General features: G+C 55.6%; 23 protein-coding genes and 1 tRNA gene. 10 read left to right on the top strand and 14 right to left on the bottom strand.

The window, feature by feature from the left end; all coding sequences use genetic code 11:
• Nucleotides 1-58: 58 nt before the first annotated feature.
• Nucleotides 59-541 carry a transcription elongation factor GreAB gene (locus NTD86_RS16685; protein ID WP_262203810.1) on the top strand — a complete coding sequence of 161 codons (483 nt, stop codon included), beginning with the start codon at nt 59-61 and terminating at the stop codon, nt 539-541.
• A 57-nt stretch (nt 542-598) separates the two neighbouring features.
• Here NTD86_RS16685 and NTD86_RS16680 read toward each other — a convergent pair whose 3' ends face one another.
• Nucleotides 599-850 carry a hypothetical protein gene (locus NTD86_RS16680; protein ID WP_262203808.1) on the bottom strand — a complete coding sequence of 84 codons (252 nt, stop codon included), beginning with the start codon at nt 848-850 and terminating at the stop codon, nt 599-601.
• Between the two features lie 178 nt (nt 851-1,028).
• Between NTD86_RS16680 and NTD86_RS16675 the strand changes: the two genes are divergently transcribed.
• The 3 genes from NTD86_RS16675 (at nt 1,029) to NTD86_RS16665 (ending at nt 3,095) form a co-directional block, all read left to right on the top strand.
• On the top strand, nt 1,029-1,349 hold the full coding sequence (locus NTD86_RS16675) for a YqjD family protein (RefSeq protein ID WP_262203807.1): 321 nt from the start codon (nt 1,029-1,031) through the stop codon (nt 1,347-1,349).
• A 149-nt stretch (nt 1,350-1,498) separates the two neighbouring features.
• Entirely contained in the window at nt 1,499-2,701 is a 1,203-nt protein-coding gene (locus NTD86_RS16670) for an MFS transporter (protein WP_262203806.1), read from the top strand.
• A 97-nt stretch (nt 2,702-2,798) separates the two neighbouring features.
• A complete protein-coding gene (locus tag NTD86_RS16665) occupies nt 2,799-3,095 on the top strand; it encodes a DUF6388 family protein (protein ID WP_262203805.1) in 297 nt (98 codons plus the stop codon).
• A 54-nt stretch (nt 3,096-3,149) separates the two neighbouring features.
• On the opposite strand, the gene NTD86_RS16660 is transcribed toward NTD86_RS16665, so the two are convergent.
• Nucleotides 3,150-3,689, bottom strand: a complete 540-nt coding sequence (locus NTD86_RS16660; protein ID WP_262203804.1) for a DUF4142 domain-containing protein — start codon at nt 3,687-3,689, stop codon at nt 3,150-3,152.
• A gap of 221 nt (nt 3,690-3,910) precedes the next feature.
• Between NTD86_RS16660 and NTD86_RS16655 the strand changes: the two genes are divergently transcribed.
• A complete protein-coding gene (locus NTD86_RS16655) occupies nt 3,911-4,786 on the top strand; it encodes a LysR substrate-binding domain-containing protein (protein ID WP_262203802.1) in 876 nt (291 codons plus the stop codon).
• Between the two features lie 146 nt (nt 4,787-4,932).
• Here the strand turns inward: NTD86_RS16655 and NTD86_RS16650 are convergent, their stop codons facing one another.
• The 5 genes from NTD86_RS16650 to NTD86_RS16630 all read right to left on the bottom strand — a co-directional run bounded on the left by NTD86_RS16650 (nt 4,933) and on the right by NTD86_RS16630 (nt 11,948).
• On the bottom strand, nt 4,933-6,297 hold the full coding sequence (locus NTD86_RS16650) for an MFS transporter (RefSeq protein WP_262203800.1): 1,365 nt from the start codon (nt 6,295-6,297) through the stop codon (nt 4,933-4,935).
• 100 nt (nt 6,298-6,397) lie between these two features.
• Nucleotides 6,398-7,831: an NAD-dependent succinate-semialdehyde dehydrogenase gene (locus NTD86_RS16645; RefSeq protein WP_262203799.1), complete on the bottom strand. Its 1,434-nt coding sequence runs from the start codon at nt 7,829-7,831 to the stop codon at nt 6,398-6,400.
• On the bottom strand, nt 7,828-8,862 hold the full coding sequence (locus NTD86_RS16640; RefSeq protein ID WP_262203798.1) for an aldo/keto reductase: 1,035 nt from the start codon (nt 8,860-8,862) through the stop codon (nt 7,828-7,830). The genes NTD86_RS16645 and NTD86_RS16640 overlap by 4 nt, the downstream gene beginning before the upstream one ends.
• A 10-nt stretch (nt 8,863-8,872) precedes the next feature.
• On the bottom strand, nt 8,873-9,385 hold the full coding sequence (fae, locus tag NTD86_RS16635) for a formaldehyde-activating enzyme (RefSeq protein ID WP_262203796.1): 513 nt from the start codon (nt 9,383-9,385) through the stop codon (nt 8,873-8,875).
• A gap of 352 nt (nt 9,386-9,737) precedes the next feature.
• A complete protein-coding gene (locus NTD86_RS16630) occupies nt 9,738-11,948 on the bottom strand; it encodes an OsmC domain/YcaO domain-containing protein (RefSeq protein ID WP_262203795.1) in 2,211 nt (736 codons plus the stop codon).
• Between the two features lie 536 nt (nt 11,949-12,484).
• On the opposite strand from NTD86_RS16630, the gene NTD86_RS16625 reads away from it, so the two are divergent.
• Together NTD86_RS16625 and NTD86_RS16620 are read left to right on the top strand one after the other, a co-directional pair.
• Entirely contained in the window at nt 12,485-13,690 is a 1,206-nt protein-coding gene (locus NTD86_RS16625) for a ribonucleotide-diphosphate reductase subunit beta (protein ID WP_315974754.1), read from the top strand.
• A gap of 27 nt (nt 13,691-13,717) precedes the next feature.
• A complete protein-coding gene (locus NTD86_RS16620; protein WP_262203794.1) occupies nt 13,718-14,215 on the top strand; it encodes a DUF1289 domain-containing protein in 498 nt (165 codons plus the stop codon).
• 353 nt (nt 14,216-14,568) lie between these two features.
• On the opposite strand, the gene NTD86_RS16615 is transcribed toward NTD86_RS16620, so the two are convergent.
• Nucleotides 14,569-14,658, bottom strand: a tRNA-Ser gene (locus tag NTD86_RS16615).
• A gap of 308 nt (nt 14,659-14,966) precedes the next feature.
• Between NTD86_RS16615 and NTD86_RS16610 the strand changes: the two genes are divergently transcribed.
• From NTD86_RS16610 to NTD86_RS16600, 3 genes are all read left to right on the top strand, one after another.
• Nucleotides 14,967-15,656: a crotonase/enoyl-CoA hydratase family protein gene (locus tag NTD86_RS16610; RefSeq protein WP_262203793.1), complete on the top strand. Its 690-nt coding sequence runs from the start codon at nt 14,967-14,969 to the stop codon at nt 15,654-15,656.
• Between the two features lie 220 nt (nt 15,657-15,876).
• Nucleotides 15,877-16,659 (top strand): lysophospholipid acyltransferase family protein, encoded by a 783-nt coding sequence (locus NTD86_RS16605; RefSeq protein WP_262203791.1) that lies wholly within the window; start codon nt 15,877-15,879, stop codon nt 16,657-16,659.
• A gap of 83 nt (nt 16,660-16,742) precedes the next feature.
• Nucleotides 16,743-17,714, top strand: coding sequence for a magnesium and cobalt transport protein CorA (locus NTD86_RS16600; protein WP_262203790.1), 972 nt, complete (start codon nt 16,743-16,745; stop codon nt 17,712-17,714).
• Between the two features lie 631 nt (nt 17,715-18,345).
• Here the strand turns inward: NTD86_RS16600 and NTD86_RS16595 are convergent.
• The 6 genes from NTD86_RS16595 to NTD86_RS16570 form a co-directional block, all read right to left on the bottom strand.
• A complete protein-coding gene (locus NTD86_RS16595) occupies nt 18,346-19,074 on the bottom strand; it encodes an amidotransferase (RefSeq protein WP_262203788.1) in 729 nt (242 codons plus the stop codon).
• Between the two features lie 591 nt (nt 19,075-19,665).
• Nucleotides 19,666-20,007, bottom strand: a complete 342-nt coding sequence (locus NTD86_RS16590; RefSeq protein ID WP_262203787.1) for a ribonuclease E inhibitor RraB — start codon at nt 20,005-20,007, stop codon at nt 19,666-19,668.
• Nucleotides 20,008-20,283: 276 nt separating this feature from the next.
• On the bottom strand, nt 20,284-20,889 hold the full coding sequence (locus NTD86_RS16585) for an START domain-containing protein (RefSeq protein ID WP_262203786.1): 606 nt from the start codon (nt 20,887-20,889) through the stop codon (nt 20,284-20,286).
• 47 nt (nt 20,890-20,936) lie between these two features.
• Nucleotides 20,937-21,191 (bottom strand): YkgJ family cysteine cluster protein, encoded by a 255-nt coding sequence (locus tag NTD86_RS16580; RefSeq protein WP_262203785.1) that lies wholly within the window; start codon nt 21,189-21,191, stop codon nt 20,937-20,939.
• A gap of 140 nt (nt 21,192-21,331) precedes the next feature.
• On the bottom strand, nt 21,332-21,805 hold the full coding sequence (locus NTD86_RS16575) for a translation initiation factor 2 (protein ID WP_262203783.1): 474 nt from the start codon (nt 21,803-21,805) through the stop codon (nt 21,332-21,334).
• Between the two features lie 103 nt (nt 21,806-21,908).
• Entirely contained in the window at nt 21,909-23,348 is a 1,440-nt protein-coding gene (locus NTD86_RS16570) for a PLP-dependent aminotransferase family protein (protein WP_262203782.1), read from the bottom strand.
• Nucleotides 23,349-23,580 lie beyond the last annotated feature (232 nt).

Raw genomic sequence — 23,580 nt, 5'->3', positions numbered from 1 at the left:
GAAGGCTAAACCATGGACTCATGCGACAATCGCCACCTGTTTTTCTCAAGCCGCCCCCATGAACAAGACCGCTCTGTACCAGCAGATGCTGGAAAAACTCGCCTTCGATCTCGACGTGCTCCAGCGTGCGGCGCAAACCGCTTACGAAGCCGCGACCCACGAAGAAAACATCGCCGAGAACAAATACGACACGCTTGGCCTCGAAGCCTCTTATCTGGCAACCGGCCAGGCACGTCGAGTCGAAGAAATCCGTCAGGCTCTGAAACACTGCCAGGCCATGCGCCTTGGGCCTTTTAGTGCAGCACACGGGGTTCAACTGGGTGCGCTGGTGAGACTGGAAGCCGAGAACGGCACCGAGCAGTGGCTATTTCTGGCCCCGGACGCTGCCGGGCTCAAGCTCGACCATGAGGGGCATGCCGTGACGGTGATCACCCCGCGCGCACCGTTGGGCGCAGCCTTGCTCGGCAAGCAGGTGGACGATGAACTGCAGATCAACGTCGGCGGCGCGGTGCAAGGGTTTGTGGTGTGCGAGGTGGATTGAGCCCCGGGATCATAAGGCCGCGAGACAAGCTCGCTCCTGCACAACGCGGGCAGGCTGCTACTTCGCGGCCATCAAGCGGTTTACTTCACTGCGCACCATGTTGGCGTATTCCGGCGGCGACATGCCGTCCAGCTCCGAACGTACCCACTCAGCCCATTTACCCTTGCGCTTGGCGCGCTCACCGAACAGGCGTGCAGCGTCAGCCTTGGCCTGGCCCAGATTGCTCTGCCAGAGCTCATACAAACGGGACTTTTCATCTTCAAGCGCCGCTCGTTCAGCGAGAGACTTATTGGCGAGGTTGAAGCTCATGAGATTTTCCTGCGGCGTAAATTAGGCGACATCTTACACCCTCAAAAGAAGTGTCTCAGTCAGGATTTTTACTACGCTGACTCTTCAGCTGCACAAACCATTGAAAAATCGATGCAACTTTTTAGTATTGAGTTGACTCCATAAGTCATCACCCCATTCACCTGCAAGGAGTACCGCAATGGCTCGAAAAAATGCCGTACAAGCCGCTGAAGATCAGATCAAGGATCAAGCATTCAGTGAGCTTCAAGAATTGATCGCCGAGTCTGACAAGCTGCTCAAAGACAGCGCGTCACTGGTTGGCGAAGAAGGCGAAAGCCTGCGCGCACAGGTAGGTCTCAAGCTCAAGCAAGCCCTGGACTCCGTCGGCAACGTGCGTGAGCGCAGCAAACCGGTGGTCGATGCCACCGAAAACTACATCGGTGGCCACCCATGGCAAACCGTCGCAATCTCGGCCGGGGTCGGTCTGGTCGTAGGCCTGCTGCTGGGCCGCCGCAACTGATCCAGCGCTAACATCGCTCACAAAGCCCCTGGTTGTCATGACGAGGGGCTTTGTCGTTTAAAAATCAAAACCTCGACATATTCAGTGACATTTCGACCAGGCATTCCGGATAATTCACGGCATTCCCCCTCTTGCCAAAGAGACAGTCAATGTCCGAATCGCCTGTTCCCACAAAACCTTTAAGCACTGCCTTGATCCTGCTGATGGCGGTCGCCACCGGCCTTGCTGTCGCCAGCAACTACTACGCACAACCTCTGCTGCACACCATCGCCCAAGAGCTGGGCCTGAGCATGGAAAGTGCCGGCACGGTGGTGATCACCGCGCAACTGAGTTATGGCGCGGGCTTGTTTCTGCTGGTGCCGCTGGGCGATCTGTTCGAACAACGCCGCTTGATCGTCACCATGACCGTACTCAGCGCACTGGGCCTGTTGCTCAGTGCCTTTGCGCCGTCACTGACCTGGTTGCTGATCGGTACCGCCGTCACCGGGATGTTTTCCGTATCGGCTCAGGTACTGGTGCCGATGGCTGCCAGCCTCACCGACCCGCAAAGCCGTGGCCGAGTCGTGGGCACGCTGATGAGCGGCTTGCTGCTGGGCATTCTGCTGGCCCGGACCGTGGCGGGTGCACTGTCGTCGGCCGGTGACTGGCGGAGCATCTACTTGCTGGCGGCTTCACTGATGTTTATCAGCGCCCTATCATTGTTTTTTGCCTTGCCCAACCATCATCACAGCGCAGGCCTGAGCTACCCGAAACTGCTGGGCTCGGTGTTCAAACTGTTTGTCGAAGAGCCGGTGCTGCGCCTGCGCTCGATACTGGGGCTGCTGACCTTCTCACTGTTCGCCTTGTTCTGGACACCGTTGGCATTTCTGCTGGCCGTGCCGCCTTACAACTACTCAGACGGCGTGATCGGCCTGTTTGGCTTGGCAGGCGCAGTGGGCGCCGTGGCCGCCAACTGGGCCGGGCGCATGGCTGATCGTGGACGCGGGCAAATGGCCACGACCGTTGGTCTGTTGGTGTTGCTGGCCTGCTGGCTGCCCATGGCGTTTGCCGGTCACTCGTTGATCGCCCTGCTGATCGGCGTATTGGCGCTGGATTTTGCCGTGCAACTGGTTCACGTAAGCAACCAGAACGCGGTATTCCAGGTTCGGCCTGCAGCCCGTAACCGCCTGAATGCTGGGTACATCACTTGCTACTTCATCGGGGGCGCAATGGGTTCGCTGATCGGCGCACAGACCTACCCGCTGTATGGCTGGAATGGCATCGTGATGGTCGGCGCGGTGATCGCGACCCTGACGCTGGCCATCTGGGGCTTTATGTTGCAACGCGAAAGCAGACTGCCGGCGGCTGGCTAATGGCGCTTTTCATCATGGGGTTAAATCGCTAGCATGCGGAAAACGCCCTGACGACGGTCTGCTTCCCGCAGACCGCCTTAATGATCCGAGACGCCATATGATCCCAAAAGAATCCCGTAACGAACTGGCCCTGGATACCTTTATCAAGGCGCATCCTGAACTGCTTGAAGAAATGAAAGAGTTGAGCGCCGAGGACCGCCAACAGCAAATTTTGTGGGCCTTCGAAGACGAAGCCGAAAGCCGCGGCCTGGAGGCCTGGGAACTGGCACTCGAACTGATCGCCCGCAGCCCTGAAGAACTCAAGGCCATGCGCCTGGAAGTGCATCAGGAAGTGGCTGAAGCCCTGGACATGAGCTGGGAAGAATACTGCGGCTTCAATGACATCGCCGTCTGAGCGCTCGTGAGGCGACCCAGCGGCGTCCAACCCGCCGCTAGGTCACTGTGAGTTTTACTCCGGCAACACAGCCTCTTCACCTTTGTGGTGCGCGGAAACCAGCCGCTTGGCCATTTCCACGTGCATTTCCAGCTTGGGCAGATACTTCTCGGCGAACGCTTGCAACTCAGGTGACGCTGGGTCATCAATCTGCTGTTTGTACAGCTCAACCGCCTCCTCGCTTGCCTTCAGTTGATTGGCCGCATAGGCCACATCAAATGAATCCCCCTCCTGCACTTGAAGCATCAGCTTCTTGGCTTTGCTGAGGAGCTCTTCGTGGGTCTCAACCTTCAAGCCCTCCTTTTGCGCAATGTCCTTTAAATCACGATTGGCATTGGTGTAATCCTTGATCACCTCAACGGCGTAACTACCGATGTCAACGGCGCTGGACTTGCTGATCGCCATCCGGCTGGTTTCAATCGAGGCAACGCCTGCCGCAGAAGCCTCGTCGACAAAATCGGACGGGCTCGCCGCGACTGCACTGCCGACCAAAAACATGGCATAGGCCAAGGCACATCCAGCGATCAAACGTTTCGGGGCCATCAGGGTGTTCATTGCGTCCTCCAGAAAAAGGCAGGTTTATGCCCTGCACTGAATCTGAAGATCCATGGCGCTAAAGGTTTAAATTAAAATGCTTTTTTCTGACGAGTGGGGCAGCTTATCGCCACACGCGTCAACCGCTACAATCCGATCGCCAACGTAAGAAAAGTCCTGCATTACAACAATAAACCCGCCCTACTCTTCGTGTGTAGAAGGCCGGTGCGGAGTGCTGCGTCATGCGTCAATTGCCTTCACTCAACACGCTACGCGTCTTTGAAGAAGTCGCGCGGCATCGCAGTTTCAGCCAGGCGGCGTTAAGTCTTAACGTCACCCAAGGCGCTGTGAGCCGACAAATCAAACAACTGGAAGACTACCTGGGTGTTGCACTGTTCGTCCGTACGCCCCAAGGGCTGTCGCTGACTGAATCGGGGGCGGCCTTGTCGCCACAGCTTGCCCAGACCTTTGATCATATGGAGCGCGCCTTGCAGGCCGTGCGTGTGCCTAACTTGCGCCAGCGCCTGCGCATTGTCGTGCCGCCCACGTGGGGTACACGCTGGTTGTCGGCGCACTTGCGCGCCTTTTGCGAGCGCTACCCGGACATCAGCCTGAGCGTGACCAACACCAGCGCCCACGACAACCTCAGCGAAGTGGACTGCATCATCCATTGGGGCCTTGCAGCGGACACGCATTGCAGCAGTCAGTTGCTAGTGATGGAGCGGCACATTGCCGTCGCCAGCCCGGAGCTGTTCATCAACGGCCAGCCGCCGGATTTGCGCACGTTACCGTTGCTGCACATCCTGCACGATGGCAAGCGTTTGAAGGTCTGGGAAAACTGGTTGGCGGCCATGGGCCGTGACGACATCGATGCCGCACGCGGGTTGGAATTCAGCACCCTGGATCAAGTGATACACACTGCCGTCGCAGGTGGCGGGCTGGCGGTGATTGATCGGCAGATGATCGAAAAAGAATTGGCCAACGCCAGTTTGCTGCCCATTACTCCGGTGGAAGTTATCGGCCCTTATGGCTATTGGTTGAACGTCGCGCATGACAAACAAGGCTTGTCGAAAGTGCGTTTGTTTACCGAATGGCTGGGGTTGGTGAGCAACCCTTGAACGCCCTCACCCTAGCCCTCTCCCGGAGGGAGAGGGAACTGAATGGGGGATGCGGAATATGTTCAGCGGCCTGAAAGTACTGCACTGAACCCGATAACGTCTCGGTAAAGCGCCCTCTCCCTCCGGGAGAGGGTTGGGGTGAGGGCTTATACCGGCGCCACCACCTTGACAGCCACCGGCGCGCTTTCTTGCACCGGGCTATGCGCCTTGCACGCCTGACTCAAGGTCAGGGATTTGGTCTCCGGCGCCCACGCCCATGAGATCAGCGCACCGAACGCCAGAATCGCCGCCAGGAGGCCAATGGTCGGGCTCATGCCAATCCCTACCACACTGACCGGCAACAGGAAGGTACTCACCGCCGAACCCAGGCGACTGACTGCGGTAGCCAGCCCAATGCCGCTGGCACGGACTTCGGTCGGGAAGCTTTCGGCCGGGAACACGCCCACCAGGTTACTCACGGCAGACAACACCAGGGTGAAAACCCCAAACGCCAGCACCATCAAGAACGCCGCGCTGCTGGGCAGGATTGCAAGGATCAACAACGCCACCGCCAAGATGATGAACGAATTGATCAAGAACCCCCGGCGCGAGAATTTCACCGTGCACCAGATGCCGATCAACGCGCCGACAATCAACAACACGTTGAGCATCAATTCAGTGCCAAAGCCTTCGGCCAGGCCCATGGTTTTCAGAATGGAAGGCAGGAAGGTGTAGATCGCGAAGTACGGCATCACGATGCACACAAAGAACAGGCAGTTAAACGCCGTGCGCTTGCGGTATTCGCGGCTGAACAAAACTGCGTAGCCCGAGCGGGTCTCACTAGACGGGGCTTCATCCAGCTCGACATTGTCGCCCAAGTGCTTTTTGACGATGGCCCGCGCCTCGGCAACTCGCCCTTGATTGACCAGCCAGCGCGGTGACTCCGGTGTGCCGATTCGGGCGATCAGAATCAAGCCCGCCGGGATCGCCGAAGACGCCAGCATCCAGCGCCACGCGTCATCACCCAAACCGAGCATGGCGGTGCCCACGAAGGTGGCCGCTACATAACCAAAGGTCCAGATCACGCTAAACGAACCTAACATCACCCCGCGATGTTTCTTGGGCGCAAACTCCGCCAGCATGGCGTGGCCCACACTGAAGTCACCGCCTAGGCCGATACCGATCAAGACCCGACACAAAAACAGCCCCATCGCTGTTTCTGCGTAAAACTGCATGACCGATGCGACAGTAATCAGCACAAAGCTGACCAGAAAAATTTTCTGCCGGCCGACCTTGTCGGAGATCCAGCCAAAAAAAAGGCTACCGATGAACAAGCCGATCAGCGCCGACGCACCGATCAGACCTTGCCAGAATGCATCGAGCTGCATCTGCGGGCTGATCAGGGTAAACGCAATACCGATCAATCCCAGAATGTAACCATCAGTAAAGTGCGCGCCGAACGTCAGGCCGGCGATTTTGATGTGGAAGCGCCCGATGGGCAAATCGTCAATTTTTACAGGTTGAGCGGACATGTTCGTCTCCAGTTTTTTGTTATTGACGGAGAAATCGATTGCTCTTGCTTTGCTTGAAAGGGGAGCAAGCAAGCCCGCTCCCACAGGTCGGTGATGGCCGTTACAGGCCGCCCATCAACAGGTATTTGATTTCCAGATAATCATCCAGACCGTACTTGGAACCTTCACGGCCCAGGCCCGATTCTTTGATACCGCCAAACGGCGCGACTTCAGTGGAGATAATCCCTTCGTTAATCCCGACCATGCCCGCTTCCAGACCTTCGGCCATGCGCCACACCCGGCCAATGTCGCGGCTGTAGAAGTAGGCCGACAACCCGAATGGCGTATCGTTGGCAAGCGCCAGCACCTGGGCTTCATCGGTGAAGCGAAAACACGCAGCGACCGGGCCAAAGGTTTCTTCCTGAGCGATCAACATGTCGTTGTGGGCTTCGGTCAATACGGTCGGCTCAAAGAAGGTCCCGCCGAGTGCGTGACGACGACCGCCGCACAACAGTGTGGCGCCCTTCTCTACGGCATCGCCGACATGAGCTTCAACCTTGGCCAGCGCCGCGGCGTTGATCAGCGGGCCTTGCTCGGTGTCACCTTGCAGGGCATCACCGACGCGCATGGCCGCGACGGCTTCGGCCAACTTGCTGGTGAAGGCCTCGTACACGCTGTCTTGAATAAAGAAGCGGTTGACGCACACACAGGTTTGCCCGGTGTTGCGGAACTTGGAGGCCATTGCGCCTTTGACGGCTGCGTCCAGGTCGGCATCGTCAAACACGATAAACGGCGCGTTGCCGCCCAGTTCCAGCGAGACCTTTTTCAATGTGTCCGCCGCTTGGCGCATCAACAATTTGCCGGTGCGGGTGGAGCCAGTGAACGACAATTTGCGCACCACGCTGCTGGCCTGCAGCGCACCGCCAATGGCCACCGCATCACCCGAAACGATGTTGAACACGCCCGCCGGAATCCCGGCCTGCTCGGCCAAAACCGCCAGGGCGAAGGCCGACAAGGGTGTTTCTTCCGAGGGTTTGAGGATCATCGTGCAACCCGCCGCCAGCGCCGGACCCACCTTGCGGGTGACCATCGCCAGCGGGAAGTTCCACGGGGTGATGGCCGCCACTACACCAATGGCTTCCTTGACCACGACGATCCGCGCATCAGCCTTGTGGCTCGGGATCACGTCGCCATACGCACGCTTGGCCTCTTCGGCAAACCACTCCAGAAAGCTAGCGGCATACACCACTTCGCCCATGGCTTCGGCCAACGGCTTGCCTTGTTCGCGACTGAGTAGAGTGGCCAGGTCCTTCTGGTTGCTCAACATCAGTTCGCCCCAGCGCTTGAGCCGCTGGCTGCGCTCTTTGGCAGTCAACGTGCGCCAGGCCGGCAAGGCGCGATTGGCCGCCTCGATGGCCAATTCAGTTTCTTCAGCGCCAGCCTTTTGCACGTTGGCGACCACGTCGCCCGTGGCCGGGTTGAGCACCGAGTAAGTCGGGCCACCGCTGGACCATTGGCCATCAATGAAATTGCCGTGACGGATCAACGCGCTCATGCCACAGCCTCCGTCAGGGTGAAGCGTTCTTGGGCCGGGCGAGCCGAGCGCAGGATGCGTTTACCGGCGGTGTAATCGTTGATCACGTCACACGGGGTGTAATTGCGTTCCAACTCGTACAGCTCATCGGCATCGAGCCTGGTTTCCAGTGCAGCCAGTGCGCTGTCAAACTGCGCCGTGGTGTCGGCACCGACCAGCATGCAATCGACGCCCGGATGGTTGGCGACCCAGGCCTGGGCGATTTGGGCGTTGGACACACCCCGAGCACGCGCTACGCGCTGGACCGAATGGGCAATTTGGTAGGACGCTTCGTCGCTGTACATCTGCTGGGTGAAGAAGTCGGTCTGGTTGCGCGTCGATTGCGCATCGCCAGTTAACAAGCCACGGGCCAACGGGCTGAACACCGAGACGCCAAGGCCCTGATCGCGGCAGAACGGAATCATCTCGCGCTCTTCTTCGCGGTAGGCGCAATTCAATTGCAACTGCATGTTGATCGGCTTGACCCAGCCATTGCGCTCACAGGCCATGAGAATCTTCGCCAACTGCCCGGTGAGCATGGTTGAGACGCCGATATAGCGAGCTTTACCGGAGCGCACGATGTCGTTCATGGCGCTCATGGTTTCTTCAACCGGGGTGTTCACGTCGAAGTAATGCAGCATGAATACGTCGACGTAATCCATGTTCAGGCGCTTAAGGGACGCGTCGATGCTATCCATGATGTGTTTGCGCGAATGGCCGCTGGCATTGATCCCGGTGCGGGTGCCGTAACCCACTTTGGTGGTGATGACCAAATCTTCGCGACGGGCCAGACGCTTGACGATCCGCCCTACTACTTCTTCACCGACGCCAGCCGAATAGAAGTCCGCCAGGTCGATGAAATTCACCCCGTTATCCAAGGCGTGCGCCACGATGGGCTCGCTTTGCTTTTCATCAAAAATCCACGGCTTCCAGTCCGGGGTGCCCATGTTCATGGTGCCCAGGCACAGACGAGAGACTTCAAGGCCAGAGTTGCCCAAACGAATGTATTGCATGGCGCAGACCTCAGGCTTTTGGGGTGTAGAAAGGGTTTGAGATGTGATTGACCACATCCGCCAGTTGCGAGGTGTGCGGCAGCCCGGTCAGAGCAGCGCGAATCGCAGTGCGACAAGCGTTGTAGTTGTTCAGGTACACCGCATCCAGGTCATCACACGCCGGGTTGACCCAGTTGGCGGTGACGATGGCCCACTCGTCTTCGGCTTCAGGCGGCAAGGTGCCATCGAGCAATGCTTCGAGAACTGCCTTGGCGATACCGGCCTGGGAGGCGCCCCACGTCGCATTGCCGTGCAGGTCGCTGCTGATCTCGGCCTTGTTGACGTACAGGGTCATCGGCTTGACCGGGATATTGGGCTGCGCAATTACCATGAATGGGCAATGCCCTTGGCTCGGGGACGCCAGGCTGTTGGCGAATGCCTGACCGGCAGGACCATTGCGCGGCCCGATCAAAATGTTGATGTGCGCGGCGTTCACGCCGGGGCCTTCGAAACCTTCACCGATGTACAGGTCGAGTGCTTTCATGGGTCATTACTCTTTGGACGATGCGTTATTGTTGGGATCAGTCGTGCAGGCCGGTCGCGCGACAGGCATGGCGAACAGGGACAGTCAAAGAGCGCAGCGCAGGGCTGGCGAGAAGGGAATCAGTCATGGTTGCAGCGCTCTTTTTTGTTGTGGTTGAGCTGTTGCTGCAATTTTTAGCACTGCCCGGTGCGAGGGTTGTAACCATTAAATGTCATGAAGGTATGCGTTTAGGTCATAGCCTGTTGACCGAGGGCATAAGGAGGCGGGAAACATCCAGGAGCAAGTTTGCCCCGCGATCTTTTGATCATTTAAAAGATCGCGAGACAAACTGTCTCCAAAAGTAGCCGGGGTGTTAGAGCGAAATGCCCGCTGCCTTGGCCCGGGCGGCGTGCAGCTTTTTGTAGCTGTCGATCAGGCGCAGGTGCCGGTCCAGACCTTCGAGCTTCATGCTGGTCGGGGTCAAACCGTAGAAACGCACGCTGGCGTTTACCGACCCGATCGCGGCGTCCATGCGCTCGTTGCCGAACATGCGACGGAAGTTGACTTCGTAGTCTTCCAGTTCCAGATCTTCGTCCAGGTACATTTCCAGCACCGCATTCACGGCCTGATAGAACAGCCCGCGCTCAACGGTGTTGTCGTTGTACTGCAGGAACATTTCAACCGCTTCTTTAGCGTCTTCGTATTGCTGCAACGCGAGGTAAATCAGCAGCTTCAACTCAAGGATGGTCAACTGGCCCCAGGCCGTGTTGTCGTCGAACTCGATGCCGATCAAAGTGGTGATGTCGGTGTAATCGTCCAGCTCACTTTCCACCAGACGCTCAACCAAATCTTTAAGCGCCGCCTCATCCAGGCTGTGCAGGTTGAGGATGTCTTCGCGGAAGAACAGCGCCTTGTTGGTGTTGTCCCAGATCAGGTCATCCACCGGGTAGATTTCTGAGTAATCAGGCACAAGAATGCGACACGCCTTGGCGCCGAGGTGTTCGTAGACCGCCATGTACACTTCTTTGCCCATCCCTTCGAGAATCCCGAACAGGGTCGCGGCTTCTTCGGCATTGGAATCTTCGCCCTGGCTGGTGAAGTCCCATTCGACAAATTCGTATTCCGCCTTGGCACTGAAGAAGCGCCACGACACCACACCGCTGGAATCAATGAAGTGCTCGACGAAGTTGTTCGGCTCAGTCACTGCGTGGCCGGCGAAGGTCGGCTGTGGCAGGTCGTTGAGGCCTTCAAAACTGCGGCCTTGCAGCAGTTCGGTGAGGCTGCGCTCCAGCGCCACTTCAAAGCTTGGGTGCGCGCCGAACGAAGCAAATACACCGCCGGTACGCGGGTTCATCAGCGTCACGCACATGACCGGGAATTCACCGCCCAACGATGCGTCCTTCACCAACACCGGGAAGCCTTGTTCTTCCAGCGCCTGAATGCCCGCCAGAATGCCTGGATATTTGGCCAGCACCTCAGCCGGTACGTCCGGCAGCGCAAATTCACCTTCAATAATTTCGCGTTTGACCGCGCGTTCGAAAATCTCCGACAGGCACTGCACCTGTGCTTCAGCCAAGGTATTACCCGCACTCATACCGTTGCTGAGGTACAGGTTTTCGATCAGGTTTGACGGGAAATACACAACCTCGCCGTCGGACTGACGCACGAATGGCAACGAGCAAATACCGCGCTCTTCATTACCGGAGTTGGTGTCGATCAGGTGCGAACCCCGCAACTCGCCATCGCGGTTGTAAATTTTGCGGCAGTAGGCATCGAGGATTTGCGTCGGCAACTCATCCTTGCGCCCCGGCTTGAACCAACGTTCTTCCGGATAATGCACGAATGGGGCGTTGGCGATTTCTTCGCCCCAGAACTGATCGTTGTAGAAGAAGTTGCAGTTCAGACGTTCGATGAACTCGCCCAGCGCCGAGGCCAATGCGCCCTCTTTGGTAGCGCCCTTGCCATTGGTGAAACACATTGGCGATTGCGCATCGCGGATATGCAGCGACCAGACATTGGGCACGATGTTGCGCCAGGAAGCGATTTCGATCTTCATGCCCAAGTCGGCCAAGATGCCCGACATATTGGCGATGGTCTCTTCCAGCGGCAGATCTTTGCCTGCGATGAAGGTGCCTGCAGATGAACCGGAAGCGGACGACGGCATCAACAGCGCCTGAGCGTCCGCGTCGAGGTTTTCAACCTCTTCAATCACAAACTCAGGCCCGGCCTGTACCACCTTTTTCACCGTACACCGGTCGATGGAACGCAGGATGCCTTGGCGATCCTTGTCGCAAATGTCGGCGGGCAGTTCGACCTGAATTTTGAAAATCTGGTTATAGCGGTTTTCGGGATCAACAATATTGTTCTGCGACAGACGAATATTCTCGGTCGGAATATTGCGCGTCTGGCAGTACAGCTTCACAAAGTAAGCCGCGCACAACGCCGACGAAGCCAGAAAATAATCAAATGGCCCCGGCGCCGAACCATCGCCCTTGTAGCGAATAGGTTGATCAGCCACCACCGTGAAATCATCGAATTTGGCTTCAAGTCGAAGGTTGTCGAGAAAGTTGACCTTAATTTCCATGGGGGGATTACCAGAGTAACGAGCTAAAAATATGGGCGCCATTATCCGATTTTTCAGCCGGATGTCCCGCCCTTTTCCCAAAAGCCAACATCTGAGAGACGAAGGGCCATCGCTCTATTGATGCCTGCCGACCGCGCTGTAGCGCAGATGCCATGCGCTCTTATAAACAATCAAGGCCGTATTCAGCGGTTATAAAGCCAACGATGGGCAGAAAAAATAATTCAACTAACCCATCTTCCTTTAACCCCCCGGCAGGCCTGCGCTTTGCGATAAATGCCAATGCGATTACCCGACCACAGGTCCTTGCGTAGTGTTGACCCTCCAAAATAACCACAATATAGTGTGTCCACGAATTACAAAACACACCACATGATGTGTTCTCAAGCATCCAGGAGCTAGCGCCGCTCTCTCGATACGCTCATTTTTTTGGAACAGTGAAAGTACCCGATACCCAGGTCTTCAGATCGAGCCGGTCGATTTGAAACAGGCCCCTTTTTGCCTTTAAAAACAGTTACTCACTCAATAAGGAATGTCCCATGTTGAATAAGGATGAATCACTCGAACATACCCTAAACACCCTCAATGCTCTTGATGAGGCCGGTAATGCCGCAGCCGAAAAAGCACGTGCCGTGACTGAATTGGATTCAGCCGCCATTGCTCGTGCCAAAGCAGCCCTCAATACATTGGATATCAACGAAGGTCTTGCCGAACTTGAAGGGGCGAGCGCGCGTTTAGCCGTTGATGAAAAACGCATGATTAACTGCCGTGCCGATCTTAATCAGTTAGTGCCCTTTAAATACGATTGGGCCTGGCAGAAATACCTGGATGGCTGCGCCAACCATTGGATGCCGCAAGAGGTCAACATGACGGCCGATATTGCCCTTTGGAAAAGTACCGACGGCCTGACTGAAGATGAGCGCCGAATCGTCTTGCGCAACCTCGGCTTCTTTTCAACGGCCGACTCATTGGTGGCCAACAATCTGGTATTGGCCGTTTACCGCCTGATCACTAACCCGGAATGCCGCCAGTACATCCTGCGCCAGGCTTTTGAAGAAGCGATCCATACCCACGCCTATCAGTACTGCATCGAATCATTGGGCATGGATGAAGGCGAAATCTTCAACATGTATCACGAGATCCCGTCGGTCGCGAAAAAGGCTGCGTGGGGGCTTAAATACACCCGTTCAATCTCTGATCCGTTGTTCCAGACCGGAACTGTTGAAACGGATAAAGAACTACTGCGCAACCTGATCGCATACTACTGCGTGCTGGAAGGGATCTTCTTTTATTGTGGTTTCACTCAAATCCTCTCCATGGGCCGACGCAACAAACTGACCGGTGTAGCCGAACAGTTTCAATACATCCTGCGCGACGAGTCGATGCACCTGAACTTTGGTATCGACGTCATCAACCAGATCAAGATCGAAAACCCGCACCTGTGGGATGCGGAAATGAAAGAAGAAGCGATCCAGATGATCCTGCAGGGGACCCAACTGGAAATCGAATACGCCCGTGACACCATGCCGCGCGGGGTATTAGGCATGAATGCCGCGATGATGGAGGACTATCTCAGGTTTATCGCTAACCGCCGACTGACGCAGATTGGCCTAAAAGAAGAATACCCGCACACCACTAATCCGTTTCCGTGGATGAGCGAAATCATGGACTTGAAGAAAGAAAAGAACTTCTTCGAAACGCGGGTCACTGAATACCAGACAGGCGGCGCGTTGAGCTGGGATTGAAATTAAACTCTGACAGCTGAATCCACCATGTCTAAGCACACGATAAAGACACCGTGCATAGGTCTTTGCTCAACGGTGTTCGGCGACTTGATATGTCGCGGCTGCAAGCGATTCAATCATGAAATCATTCAATGGAATGGGTATTCAGACAATGAAAAAAACAGCATATGGCTGCGACTGGAAACGCTACTGACTCATGTCATGCAAAGCAAGATAGACATCTTTGATCCAGCACTTCTATGCCAACAACTTGAAAATAGGAAAATACGCTACTTCCCCAATCAGTCAGCGTATTGCTGGGCCTATCAGCTTTTGTTAAAGGGCGCGGAGAACATCATGAAGATCAATGCTTACGGGATCGAGCTTCGACCCGATGTAATGAATATCAAACTGCCTGAACTCAGAAAGCACATTGACAGGGAGTTTTTCGAACTGTCCCAGGCGCATTATCAATATTATTTGGCTCAACCCTTTTTAAACGCTACAGGTGAGGTAAAAGCTGAACCTATCAGGCTTGTGCCCTAACACCTGCTTATTATGGCGCGGATGCCCGCTCAAACTATTAGCTGCGCAACACGTCTGAGGTTGGGCCAAACTGCTTCCACAGGGTTGATGTTCTCAATCGCATACGAGTTCAGAACCACTTGCCGTGAAGACTTAGGGTTATGCAGGTAAACACTGAGGACGCGCTTGCAGGAGATCGCCGGGGGCTCGGTTATTACACGCCCCCGACTTTCTTCTGAGAAAGTCAGGGATTCGTGTTTACTGCATCTGACGGTGAACAGTGCATGGGAATGCACGCGAACCTTTTCCAGACGCCAGAAACCACAAACCCCCGACTTTCTCTTCGAAAATCAGGGGTTTGTGTTTACTTAATGTGGCGGTGAAGGAGAGATTCGAACTCTCGATACAATTTCTTGTATACACACTTTCCAGGCGTGCTCCTTAAGCCACTCGGACACTTCACCGTATCTCTTCAAACATGTTCTGTCTGTCGAGGCGCGCTAATGTAGTCGAAAGCTTTCGAGATGACAAATGTTTTTTTGAGAATTTTCATGCGCTTACGGATTTCACTGGTTTTCTGTCATGGCCACAGCCGCTGTTTCTGCCATTTTCAAGCCTCATCGCTGTGCTGCCAGTTCGACGCAGCTCAGGCACGCTGGCGTCTATATAGAGGATGCGGGGCTTTCGCCTGACTCATCAGTCAGTCACAGCGCTTTACCTGCGCCGTGGGGCTGGGTAACGTCTGACTCACTTAAATACAAGGAATTGCGCCATGAGTGACTTGATTGCTTATCACCTGGAAGACGGTATCGCGACGCTGACGCTGAACAATGGCAAGGTCAATGCGATTTCCCCGGATGTGATCGCGGCCTTTAATGCAGCGCTGGATCAGGCGGAGCAGGATCGGGCCGTAGTGATTATTACCGGCCAGCCTGGGATTCTGTCGGGAGGCTATGACTTGAAGGTGATGACCGCAGGTCCCGAGCAGGCAATCGAGTTGGTCAAGCAAGGCTCTACTCTGGCTCGTCGTCTGTTGGCGCATCCGTTTCCCGTGGTGATCGCCTGCCCTGGCCATGCAGTGGCCAAGGGTGCATTTTTGTTGCTGTCGGTGGACTACCGAATCGGCGTCGAAGGGCCGTTCAGCATCGGCCTTAACGAAGTGCAAATCGGCATGACCATGCACCACGCAGGTATTGAGCTGGCACGTGACCGGTTGCGCAAATCGGCCTTCCACCGCTCGGTAATCAATGGCGAGATGTTTAACCCGAACACAGCGGTCGATGCAGGCTTCCTTGATGTCGTGGTCAAGCCTGAAGAACTGAATGCCACTGCGCTTGAAGCGGCCCGACAGTTGAAGAAGATCAATATGAAGGCACACAAGAACACCAAGCTCAAAGTGCGCAAGGAACTGCTGGAAACCCTGGATAAGGCGATCGAGCTTGACCAACACCACGCGCTCTGACCGTATCGCTTGATCCGCTGCCCCGATGGCACCTCGCCGTCGGGATAGCCCCCTTCCCGCCCCGCTCGTCCATAAGTCTTCAACACCTCTGGCTGGCCGCTCTTGGCCTATGTTGAAACATATGCTTAAACATCAGCAATCTCCTGCCTGTGTCGGGGTAATTGCCGTTTACAGTGCACGTCCGTACACTGCGCCACCTTTTGTTGTGACGAGCCTGTAAATGCTACTTTCGTTCCGTATGTTGTTGATGAGTCTGCATTTTGTGGCTGCTGGCATCCTCGGGGTGCTGCTGGGCCTATGCCGACCCTTCAATCCGGACAACAGCCGCCTGTGCGCCCGGCTCTATGCCTGGCCTTCAAAATGGATCCTGGGCTATAAGCTTAAAGCTGAGGTCGGGCCATTGATGGACAAGCCTCAGAGCTGCGTGGTCATCGCCAATCACCAGTCCAATTACGATCTGTTCGTGTTCGGTAATGTGGTTCCGCCTCGCACCGTGTGCATTGGTAAAAAAAGCCTGAAATGGGTGCCACTGTTTGGTCAGTTGTTCTGGCTGTCGGGCAATGTATTGATTGATCGGGGCAACGCCCGTAAAGCACGGCAGTCGATGTTGACCACCACGCGCACACTGCAGGAAAAAGACACGTCGATCTGGGTGTTCCCCGAAGGCACGCGCAACCTGGGCAAATCCTTGCTGGCGTTCAAAAAAGGCGCATTCCAGATGGCGATTACTGCCGGTGTACCGATAGTGCCGGTGTGTGTCAGCACCTATAGCCAGCATCTCAAGCTCAATCGCTGGCACAGCGCCGATATTCTGATCCGCTCCTTGCCAGCCATTCCTACTACAGGCTTGACCCAGGATGATCTGCCACAGTTGATGGAACTGTGCCGCCAGCAGATGCATGAGTGCATCGAAGCGATGGACCGCGAGCTGCTCGCGCAGCAAAACTTGCGACTGCCTGCACGAGCTGCCCGCAAAGCGACCGCCTCTAACCCGAACGTCTGAACGTTTGTCACGTCAAAGTGTTTGATTGCGCGCTAAGCTGCATCTTTGCGCCCTAACCCTTTGATGAAGAAGCGATTAAAACTATGGGGAGAGTCATTGCTGCTGCGGTTTATAGCGAAGGCAAAAAAGTCACCGATATCACCCTGGATGAAGGTAGCGCCTGGGCTGAAAAGCCCGGCCACTTCGTCTGGATCGGTTTGGAACAACCCAATGCGCAAGAGCTGAGCAATTTGCAGCGCCAGTTCAATCTGCACGAATTGGCCATCGAAGACGCCCTGGAGCAACACAGCCGGCCCAAGCTCGAAACCTTTGGCGATGCGTTGTTTATCGTCACTTATTCGCCGATTCTCCATGAAGGCAAATTGGAGTTCGTCGAAACACACATCTTTGCCGGCAATGGCTACATCATCACCAGCCGCAATGGCCACTCGGCCTCCTATCGCTCGGTGCGCCAACGTTGCGAGGCGCGCCCGCTGCTGCTTGAGCACGGCGAAGACTTTGTCCTGTATGCCTTGCTGGACTTTGTCACAGAGAGCTATCAACCCGTCAGCGAAGCCATTCACGCCGAGATCGAGCTGTTGGAACGCACGATCATGGGTAATACGCTGAATGAAGCCGACATTCTGAAACTTCACGATTTACGCCGTGATGTGCTGCGACTGCGTCGCTATGTGGCGCCGATGGTGGAGATCAGCGAAGAACTGCAGCGCCTGACGTTTCCTTTTATCGACAAGAACATGCGACCGTATTTTCGTGACGTGCAAATTCACGTCACTCGACACATGGAAGACCTCACCAGCCTGCGTGACATCGCCAGCCAGACGATAGAGATCGTGGTGTTGCTGGAGTCGTCACGCCAAAGCATTGTGCAGCGCAAGTTCGCCGCCTGGGCGGCTATTCTGGCGTTTCCTACGGCAGTCGCAGGTATTTACGGGATGAACTTTCAGAACATGCCGGAGCTGACGTGGCACTACGGCTACTTCGGTGTACTGGGGTTTATCGGCGTGGGCGTGACCGGGTTATGGGCAAGTTTCAAGCGGTCTGGCTGGCTGTAGCGGACAAAAAATCAAAAGCCCCCTCACCCTAGCCCTCTCCCGAAGGAGAGGGAACCGATTGGGGAATGCTCACGATTATCGGCAGCCTGTTAGCTGCGCCACACGGTGATTTTAGGACCTGTAGGAGCGAGCTTGCCTCGCGATCTTTTGATCTTGATCTAAGAGCCCCCGTTAATCCCCGCTAAATGACACGGCATACAGCCGGAACCACTACACCCCTCTCCCGAAGGAGAGGGAACCGATTGGGGGAATGCTCACGATTATCGGCAGCCTGTTAGCTGCGCCACACGGTGATTTTAGGACCTGTAGGAGCGAGCTTGCCTCGCGATCTTTTGATTTTGATCTAAGAGCCCCCGTTAATCCCCGCTGAATGGCACGACGTACAGCCAGAACCCTAAGTCCCCCCTCTCCCGAAGGAGAGGGAACCGATTGGGGGAATGCTCACGATTATCGGCGGCCTGTTAGCTGCGCCACACGGTGATTTTAGGACCTGTAGGAGCGAGCTTGCCTCGCGATCTTTTGATCTTGATCTAAAAAGGTGTCCGGAGTTAGTAGACCACTACACTGATCGCGGTCTGTTAGCTGCGACAGCGCAGCTAACAGACCGGGAGGCCCCTGCTACAGTTCGGTGTCAGGCCGACTCAGCCGTTGGCTTGTGCGCCACAAATCGCATCATCCACTCGGCAACAGTCTCGCCATGGTGGTCACTTTTCAGGCTGGCGATGCCCTTGCTGTAGACCTGTTGGCCCAAATGTTCCTGGCGCAGATCAAGCAAAGCGCGCGAGTAATCATGGATGAACTCGGGGTGGCCCTGGAAGCACAGCACTTGATCATTGATGTGGTAAGCCGCAAACGGGCAGAAGTCGCTGGATGCAACCACTGTGGCGTTTTCCGGCAAGGCAGTGACCTGATCCTGGTGGCTGATCAACAACGTCAGATCTTCAACCACCGGACTCATCCAAGGCGCCTTGGCAGCCAGTTTGTACTCGTGGATACCCACACCCCAGCCCTGAGTGGCCCGCTCGCTCTTGCCACCCAGCAGCAGTGCCAGCAATTGGTGGCCGAAGCATACGCCCAGCAGCTTGTCGCCGCGCTCATAGCGCGTCAGCAGGTAGGCCTTGAGGGTTTGAATCCACGGATCGGTGCCAAAGGAGTCAGCCTTGCTACCGGTGACCAGGTAAGCGTCAAACGCCTCGTCATCCGACGGGTAGTGGCCGTTTACTACGTTATAGATCACAAACTCTGCAGCAATCGGCTGCTTGGAGAACAGGTCTTTGAACATCTGCCCGTAGCCCTGGTATTGATCAATGAACTCTGGACGCAGAATGTCCGTTTCCAAGATGCAGATGCGTAGCGACATAAAAATACCTGGCACGATTAAGGCGAAAATAATGACGACAACTCACTAAAGCCTGCCCTGAAACAGTAATTCATGGCAAGTGCTCAACCCCAAACCTTCAAGCACGAAAGACAATCAGCGCCTGCAACTAACTCCCGGACGAACGGTAGGTGACTAATGATTTTAGACGCCCAAGGGTCCATGGCGTCTAGCAACGGCCTTGCAGAGCAGTCATAAAACGCCTAATAGCGTTTTAAAAACCTATCGCGCTTGGATGATTTGAAAAGGTTCTAAGCCCCGTGTTATGCGGCCTCTAAGGTTAAGCCTGTCAACGGGCAAGACGCTTTTCAAGGATACGCGCCCTTACCGTGGAGCAATGGAGTTCAGGAATAACAACAAAAGGCAGGTCGCCATGTTCAAACATACGAAAATACGTCAAGCCGGGCTTATCCTCTTTGCAACAACCTTGCTGTTGATTGTGCCGAACCTGACCAAGGTCATCGGCTAAGGTGTCGCTTGTGTGCGCGGTTCCTCGGCACTTAAACGACCGTCTTCCACCGAAACCAAAACGGCTAGCCCTGAGGCTAGCCGTTTTCACATCATCATTTGACGTCAATTCAGCAGGCCACGCACCTCCTGCTTGACGCCCCAACCTTCAACAATCCCGCCCAGTGGGGCAACCACTGCCTCGAAGTTCTGTTCAAAGTCACCGATACCGTCATGGGTCGCGTGCATTACCTTGCTGAGCTCAAGATGCCAGGCGCCGTCATCACCCACATTGATCTGGGCATTGAGCGACTCACCACAAAATTTACCTGCGGCTCTGCGCGCCCGCTCCTCGTCCGGGAAGATTGCGTAAAACTCGATGGGATGAATACGTGCAAAATCAAAACCGCTTTCTTTCATGCGGCGCAGCACAAAGCTGCTGAGGTCTTCTTGATGGGCTTTGCTCATGAAACGTCCTCCTCGCAATGGATAGACATTCAGCGCTCTCGTCACACCAGCCGATGTGCCGGAGCAGAGAGAATAAGCATGTAGCGAACAAGATCAGAGCCAGTCGAATACTTCGCTGGTCTGGGTGCAGAGTAGACCCGCCGGATAATCTCTGCCAAGGGGAGATATAAAATTTCGTGCATTTAAACGAATGCACATCACACTCAAAAGCACAGAGCCGGGCACCTGGACAGATGCGCTGTCCAGGACCAGCCCAAAAACCTTACAGGCCCGGGGTTACTTCTCTGCGCGTTCTTTAAGTCCTTTCAGGGTGTTGAATGGCGCCTCGACGACAAACTTGTTAGCCACCCAGGAAGGCACACTGCCGCCCGGCTCGGTGTGGACTTGGTACGTGACTTCAGTCAGGTTGTCACCCTTGGGCACCAGCTTCCACAAGCCCTCCACCTGAGCCACCCGCACGAAGCCTTTTTCTTCAGGTTGATACGTAGGCACGCCTTTGAGGGTGCGTGTCAGCGTGCCATCAGGGGCAACAGACGTTGTCACTTCCAGAATCGAGTCACGAGGTGTCACGGGCCAAGGCGTATTGAACTGGGTGTAGGTCCAGGTCTTGTCACCTTCATGTTTGAGCAACTTCTGTGTTTTACATTCATGAATCCAGGCGCAGGACCCCGAGACGTCCTCTTGCAGGCTTTGAATTTTGGCCAGAGGCGCCTTGATCAGGGCAACCCCTTGATAAGCCTTGTACTTGGAACCCGGCACTTCGCTCAACGAAACCTTGATGCCGTCTTCGTTCTTCGCCACTTGCCAGTCTTCTGCATGGGCCACGCCCATCAGCAGAACACTCAAGCCACACGCTATTGTCACTCGATGTAACGAACCCATTGTCTTATTCCTTATTGTTGAAGGTTTGTTCACAGAACACGAATGCACTAAGCCGCCGTCACCTGCTCCCACCAACCGATCAGGTTGATGGCCTCTTCCCGACTGCTGCCGCACACCTCGGGGTCAGCCTGAAACGAACCGCACACGGCAGGACGCTCAGGCTGGCCGAACAAACCACACAAGTAGTCGACAGATAGATGCAGGCAGCGTTCCCCGGCAGGTTTGCCATTGGGCATGCCAGGGATCGGTGTAGTGATGGAAGGTGCTATACAGCAAGCGCCACAGCCTTCACGGCAATTCATGACGTTAGCTCCTCGTTGGGGCAAAGTGCATTGATGACAAGGGATAGTACTCGCTGGAACGGGCGTTTGAAATTGACCGTTCAGCAGAATCTAAGTGACTGAACAGTCAGTTTAGAAGTCGGTTTCCAGCGACGGGGCACTTATTGTTTGAATTCAAAATCGAGCGCCGCGCCATCGATTTCATTCTGTCGCGCTTCGTTACGCAGTTGCAGGCCCATCTCGTTGCTGAGCAAGCGCCCGTTCAACTGAAAAGGGCTCTCTTCGGCCTGCTTTTCAGCAAACATATTGGGCAACAGCGGTTTGTGCGCTGGCATGGGCACGGCACCCAAAGGCCGAAGTTGCCGGACCATTTCGGGCGGCAAGCTCAAGTCCACCTTGTTTGCCGGCAAGCGCTTCTTGGCGGTATGCGGGGTTTTCTTGGTTTTTGTGGCTGCGGGCGAAGTTTTTTTAACAGGCGCCTTGTGCGCTGTTGCTGCGGGCTTGGCCGGTTTATGAGCAGCTTTGGGTTGGGCAGAGACTGTCTCGGGAGTCGACTGATTCGCTGACGCACCAACTGCGCCAAACGCAGCCAACACGCCTGCCAATATGAGTCCTACACAAAATGTCGCTCTCATAACTCCCACAGATCTAAGGATTCAGGTACGCATGCTCGCGCGTTAAGCCTGTTGAGACAAGCCGAATGTAACCAAATGGCCATACCGTACAGCGATTGCCTGCTTAATAAAGGCTGGCGGTCTCTTGGCACAACTGGTTGGCGAGCAATCCCAAGGTCATCAGCGCCCGCTCGGCCTCTTTGTTCCAAGGCGTGCCACAGTTGAGCCGAATACAGTGATTGAACTGCTCGGTGTTACTGAAAATGAGCCCCGGCGCGATACTGATTCCTTGCTGCAAGGCCCTTACATGTAACTCTTGGGTGTTGACCCGCCCTGGCAGACTGACCCACAAAATGAATCCGCCACTGGGACGCGACATTTGTGTGCCTTCCGGGAAGTATTGCTGAACCGCCAGTTGAAAGGCGCTCAGGTTTTTTCGGTATTCCTGCCGTATATACCGTAGATGACGGTCGTAGCCGCCATTTTCAAGGTAGGCCGCCACGCCCATTTGGGTCACGCTGCACGCCGAATGCGTGGTGAAAGTTTGCAGACGCTGTATTTCCTGCTGATATTTCCCCGCAATCATCCAGCCGATTCTCACACCCGGTGACAAGGTTTTAGAGAAACTCGAGCAATAGATCACGCGATCCAGCCGGTCGTAGGCTTTCAAGGCTTTGGTACGCCCCACTTCAAACATCAACTCGCCATAGATATCGTCTTCGACAATTTGAATATCGAAGTCCGAAGCCAGGCGCAGCAGGTGTTTTTGCCGCTCCTCCGGCATGGTGCCGCCCAATGGGTTACTCAAGCGCGTGGTCAGCACCAGCGCCTTGATCTGCCACTGGTTCGCCGCCAGTTGCAGAGCCTCAAGGCTCATGCCGGTAGCCGGGTCACTGGGAATCTCGATCACTTTGAGGCCCAGTAAATCAGCCAGTTGCAACAAGCCGTAATAGGTGGGCGACTCAGCTGCAATCAGGTCGCCCGGACGCGTCAGTGCCCGCAAGGACATTTGCAGCGCATCGACACAGCCGTGGGTGATGATGACCTCTGATGGGTCGACCACCACACCCGCGTCACGCATCCGGATCGCGACCTGACGGCGCAACGGCTCAAAACCCGGGCTGAACATGTAGCTGAAAGCGCGAGGGCTATGAAAACGGGTGACCTTGGCCAATTGCTGGTGCAACGCTCGCACAGGTAAGTAATCGACACTGGGCACCGCGGCCCCCAACGGAAACACGCCTTCACGACGCGACTCGACCAACACCTGCTGAATGATGCTGCTGCGGGTCACCAGCCCCGGGCGCTCAACACGCGCGATGTCGGGCGTGGGCGCGGTCAAGGCCGGGGTCTGATGCACGTAATAACCTGATTGCGGCCGCGCCCGAATCAAGCCTTGATCTTCAAGGTTGGCGTAGGCCTGCAATACCGTCGCATGGCTCACATTGAGTTGTGAACTCATCTTGCGCACCGAGGGCACACGCTCCCCCGGCTGATAGACACCGCGCCGGATATCCTCAGCCAGTTGCTGAGCAATACGTTGGTAAAGCAAAAGGTTGGTCATGGCGCGGCACTCGATGTTCAGGCATTTTTTTTATAAAAGCATTTTTGCAACGAACAATACCGGAACAGTTTAGAAGTGTACGGGGACAGTTGCCACTATTCTGAACCGTACAATGCAAACCGCGGGCTAACTGTATGGGTAAGCGGCTAATAACCTGCGGGAGCGGGGGGGGGGCCCCCCCCGTTTTTTTTTTTTAAAAAAAAACAACGCACACCCCGCCCACCCCCCCCAA

The sequence above is a fragment of the Pseudomonas sp. 7P_10.2_Bac1 genome (assembly GCF_025465935.1).
GTDB lineage: Bacteria > Pseudomonadota > Gammaproteobacteria > Pseudomonadales > Pseudomonadaceae > Aquipseudomonas.
Note: the sequence above shows the minus strand (reverse complement) of the source record. Positions and strands in the feature narration are given on the sequence as shown.